Here is a 5329-nt window from a genome sequence, read left to right as displayed (position 1 = left end):
AAACACGAAGACGCCCACCCGGTGGCCGGGTGGGCGTCTTCATAAAGTATGTCCGGCGGCGTCCTACTCTCCCACGAGGTCCCCCTCGCAGTACCATCGGCGCTGTTGGGCTTAGCTTCCGGGTTCGGAATGGAGCCGGGCGTTTCCCCAACGCTATGGCCGCCGTAACTCTATGGAGATGTGTCGGGTGTCGACCCCGGCCGGGGGTCGAGGGGTTCTCCGACCGTATCTCGGGAACCGCACAGTGGACGCGTAGCATCTTTGTATCAAGTTATCGGCTTATTAGTACCGGTCAGCTGCATGCATTGCTGCACTTCCACATCCGGCCTATCAACCCAGTAGTCTAGCTGGGAGCCTCTCGGGGAACACCCCGTGGAAACCTCATCTTGAAGCGTGCTTCCCGCTTAGATGCTTTCAGCGGTTATCACTTCCGAACGTAGCTAATCAGCGGTGCTCCTGGCGGAACAACTGACACACCAGAGGTTCGTCCATCCCGGTCCTCTCGTACTAGGGATAGCCCTTCTCAAGTCTCCTGCGCGCACAGCGGATAGGGACCGAACTGTCTCACGACGTTCTAAACCCAGCTCGCGTACCGCTTTAATGGGCGAACAGCCCAACCCTTGGGACCTACTCCAGCCCCAGGATGCGACGAGCCGACATCGAGGTGCCAAACCATGCCGTCGATATGGACTCTTGGGCAAGATCAGCCTGTTATCCCCGGGGTACCTTTTATCCGTTGAGCGACGGCGCTTCCACAAGCCACCGCCGGGTCACTAGTTCCGACTTTCGTCCCTGCTCGAGATGTCTCTCTCGCAGTCAAGCTCCCTTGTGCACTTACACTCGAAACCTGATTGCCAACCAGGCTGAGGGAACCTTTGAGCGCCTCCGTTACATTTTAGGAGGCAACCGCCCCAGTTAAACTACCCACCAGGCACTGTCCCTGATCCGGATCACGGACCGAGGTTAGATATCCAGAACGACCAGAGTGGTATTTCAACGTTGACTCCACCGACACTGGCGTGCCGGCTTCACAGTCTCCCACCTATCCTACACAAGCCGTACCGAACACCAATACCAAGCTATAGTAAAGGTCCCGGGGTCTTTCCGTCCTGCTGCGCGTAACGAGCATCTTTACTCGTAGTGCAATTTCGCCGAGTTCGTGGTTGAGACAGCGGAGAAGTCGTTACGCCATTCGTGCAGGTCGGAACTTACCCGACAAGGAATTTCGCTACCTTAGGATGGTTATAGTTACCACCGCCGTTTACTGGCGCTTAAGTTCTGAGCTTCGCCGTGAGGCTAACCCGTCCCCTTAACGTTCCAGCACCGGGCAGGCGTCAGTCCGTATACATCGTCTTGCGACTTCGCACGGACCTGTGTTTTTAGTAAACAGTCGCTTCTCCCTGGTCTCTGCGGCCTTCAAGGCTAGGAGGTAAACTCCTTCACCTGTCCGGCCCCCCTTCTCCCGAAGTTACGGGGGCATTTTGCCGAGTTCCTTAACCACGATTCACTCGATCGCCTTGGTATTCTCTACCTGACCACCTGAGTCGGTTTGGGGTACGGGCGGCTAGAACCTCGCTAGAAGCTTTTCTCGGCAGCATAGGATCACCCTGCTTCCCGCTAACGCGGTCACTATCAGGTCTCAGGCTATGTGAGGTACGGATTTGCCTATACCTCGCCCTACACCCTTGGACGTGGACTACCATCGCCACGCGGAGGCTACCTTCCTGCGTCACTCCATCGCTTGCCTACTACCAGTTCGGGTCGCGCGCTCCACCAAGCACCCTCCGAAGAGGACGCCGGCTTCAGGCGCTTAGCATCGCTGGGTTCAGCATGGGCGGTTCTTCGCCGGTACGGGAATATCAACCCGTTGTCCATCGACTACGCCTGTCGGCCTCGCCTTAGGTCCCGACTTACCCAGGGCAGATTAGCTTGACCCTGGAACCCTTGGTCATTCGGCGGACGGGTTTCTCACCCGTCATTCGCTACTCATGCCTGCATTCTCACTCGTGTGGCGTCCACGGCTGGATCACTCCGCCGCTTCACTCGCCACACGACGCTCCCCTACCCATCCACACGCTTGGACCGAACCCGAAGGAACGGCCGGGCAATGTGTGAATGCCACAGCTTCGGCGGTGTGCTTGAGCCCCGCTACATTGTCGGCGCGGAATCACTTGACCAGTGAGCTATTACGCACTCTTTAAAGGGTGGCTGCTTCTAAGCCAACCTCCTGGTTGTCTGGGCAACTCCACATCCTTTCCCACTTAGCACACGCTTAGGGGCCTTAGCTGGTGGTCTGGGCTGTTTCCCTCTCGACTACGGAGCTTATCCCCCGCAGTCTCACTGCCACGCTCTCACTTACCGGCATTCGGAGTTTGGCTGACGTCAGTAACCTTGTAGGGCCCATTAGCCATCCAGTAGCTCTACCTCCGGCAAGAAACACGTGACGCTGCACCTAAATGCATTTCGGGGAGAACCAGCTATCACGGAGTTTGATTGGCCTTTCACCCCTACCCACAGCTCATCCCCCAGGTTTTCAACCCTGGTGGGTTCGGTCCTCCACGCGGTCTTACCCGCGCTTCAACCTGGCCATGGGTAGATCACTCCGCTTCGGGTCTAGATCACGCGACTCAAACGCCCTATTCGGACTCGCTTTCGCTACGGCTTCCCCACACGGGTTAACCTCGCCACGTAACACTAACTCGCAGGCTCATTCTTCAAAAGGCACGCCGTCACCCCTGCTATGGAGGCTCCGACGGATTGTAAGCACACGGTTTCAGGTACTATTTCACTCCCCTCCCGGGGTACTTTTCACCTTTCCCTCACGGTACTTGTCCGCTATCGGTCACTAGGGAGTATTTAGGCTTAGCAGGTGGTCCTGCCAGATTCGCACGGGATTTCTCGGGCCCCGTGCTACTTGGGATCCCCCTCGCAAGTCCACGCCATTTCGTCTACGGGGGTAGCACCCTCTATGCCGGGCCTTTCAATGCCCTTCGACTATGACGCGGATTGGTAACTTGCTGCCAGCTCGGCAGAACTGACTGAGAGGTCCCACGACCCCGACCACACAACGCCTGCCGGCTATCACATGTGATCGGTTTAGCCTCTTCCGCTTTCGCTCGCCACTACTCACGGAATCGCGGTTGCTTTCTCTTCCTGTGGGTACTGAGATGTTTCACTTCCCCACGTTCCCTCCGCACGCCCTATGTGTTCAGGCGTGGGTGACTGGAAATGACTCCAGCCGGGTTTCCCCATTCGGAAATCCTTGGATCACAGCTCGGTTACCAGCTCCCCAAGGCTTATCGCAGGTTCCTACGTCCTTCTTCGGCTCCTAGTGCCTAGGCATCCACCGTGTGCCCTTATTAACTTGGCCACAAAGATGCTCGCGTCCACTGTGCAGTTCTCAAGGTACGGGCGAAGACCAACCCCACCTCGGTGCCTACCCACCACCGTCACGAAGACGAAGGCGAGCGGTTCAACCGAAGGCCGGCCCCGCTGAGAGTCGAGCAAAACGCCCGGTCCCTCAGGACCCAACAACGTGCCAGGCACCGCCCGCGACTCCCCCACAGGTTCCTGCTCCGAAGAGCTGTACTGAGTGAGGTCACCACGACCGGTGCCAAATAATCGATGTTCCACCCTTGAGCACCCTCCCCGAAGCGTTCGTCCGAGGCAGGGGCCTGGACGCCAACCCCAACGGGCCAGCGCCAGATGCTCCTTAGAAAGGAGGTGATCCAGCCGCACCTTCCGGTACGGCTACCTTGTTACGACTTAGTCCCAATCGCCAGTCCCACCTTCGACGGCTCCCTCCCACAAGGGGTTGGGCCACCGGCTTCGGGTGTTACCGACTTTCGTGACTTGACGGGCGGTGTGTACAAGGCCCGGGAACGTATTCACCGCAGCGTTGCTGATCTGCGATTACTAGCGACTCCGACTTCATGGGGTCGAGTTGCAGACCCCAATCCGAACTGAGACCAGTTTTTTGGGATTCGCTCCACCTTGCGGTCTCGCAGCCCTTTGTACTGGCCATTGTAGCATGCGTGAAGCCCAAGACATAAGGGGCATGATGATTTGACGTCATCCCCACCTTCCTCCGAGTTGACCCCGGCAGTCTCCTATGAGTCCCCACCATTACGTGCTGGCAACATAGAACGAGGGTTGCGCTCGTTGCGGGACTTAACCCAACATCTCACGACACGAGCTGACGACAACCATGCACCACCTGTACAGAATCCCTTGCGGACCCGACGTTTCTGCCGGATTACTCTGTATGTCAAGCCTTGGTAAGGTTCTTCGCGTTGCATCGAATTAATCCGCATGCTCCGCCGCTTGTGCGGGCCCCCGTCAATTCCTTTGAGTTTTAGCCTTGCGGCCGTACTCCCCAGGCGGGGCGCTTAATGCGTTTGCTGCGGCACGGAACTCGTGGAATGAGCCCCACACCTAGCGCCCAACGTTTACGGCATGGACTACCAGGGTATCTAATCCTGTTCGCTCCCCATGCTTTCGCTCCTCAGCGTCAGTTACGGCCCAGAGATCCGCCTTCGCCACCGGTGTTCCTCCTGATATCTGCGCATTTCACCGCTACACCAGGAATTCCGATCTCCCCTACCGCACTCTAGTCTGCCCGTACCCACTGCAGGCCCAGGGTTAAGCCCTGGGTTTTCACAGCAGACGCGACAAACCGCCTACGAGCTCTTTACGCCCAATAATTCCGGACAACGCTTGCACCCTACGTATTACCGCGGCTGCTGGCACGTAGTTAGCCGGTGCTTCTTCTGCAGGTACCGTCACTTGCGCTTCTTCCCTGCTGAAAGAGGTTTACAACCCGAAGGCCTTCATCCCTCACGCGGCGTCGCTGCGTCAGGCTTTCGCCCATTGCGCAATATTCCCCACTGCTGCCTCCCGTAGGAGTCTGGGCCGTGTCTCAGTCCCAGTGTGGCCGGTCGCCCTCTCAGGCCGGCTACCCGTCGTCGCCTTGGTGGGCCGTTACCCCACCAACAAGCTGATAGGCCGCGAGTCCATCCCTGGCCGAAAAACTTTCCACACAGAACAGATGCCTGTCTGTGTCATATCCGGTATTAGCCTCGGTTTCCCGGGGTTATCCCAGAGCCAGGGGCAGGTTACTCACGTGTTACTCACCCGTTCGCCACTGATCACCCGGAGCAAGCTCCGAGATCACCGTTCGACTTGCATGTGTTAAGCACGCCGCCAGCGTTCGTCCTGAGCCAGGATCAAACTCTCCGTTGATGTTTGTCTCACCCCACGCTGGCGCGAGGTGACATCTCATGAGGTTGGGACCGAAGTCCCGATCCATGGCTAGAAGTCAGACAACCCC

Annotated in this window: 3 rRNA genes; all 3 read right to left on the bottom strand. The window is 57.9% G+C overall.

Going from position 1 to position 5329, the window contains the following annotated elements:
- Window positions 1-50 precede the first annotated feature (50 nt).
- A 5S ribosomal RNA gene (gene rrf / locus ASD06_RS04755) occupies window positions 51-167 on the bottom strand.
- A gap of 95 nt (window positions 168-262) precedes the next feature.
- Window positions 263-3370, bottom strand: a 23S ribosomal RNA gene (locus tag ASD06_RS04750).
- 346 nt (window positions 3371-3716) lie between these two features.
- Window positions 3717-5241: ribosomal RNA gene (locus tag ASD06_RS04745) — 16S ribosomal RNA — on the bottom strand.
- The 16S, 23S and 5S rRNA genes sit together here, the layout of an rRNA operon.
- Window positions 5242-5329: the final 88 nt, after the last annotated feature.

The organism is Angustibacter sp. Root456, assembly GCF_001426435.1.
Taxonomy (GTDB): domain Bacteria; phylum Actinomycetota; class Actinomycetes; order Actinomycetales; family Angustibacteraceae; genus Angustibacter.
This window is presented reverse-complemented; position numbering and strand designations above follow the sequence as displayed.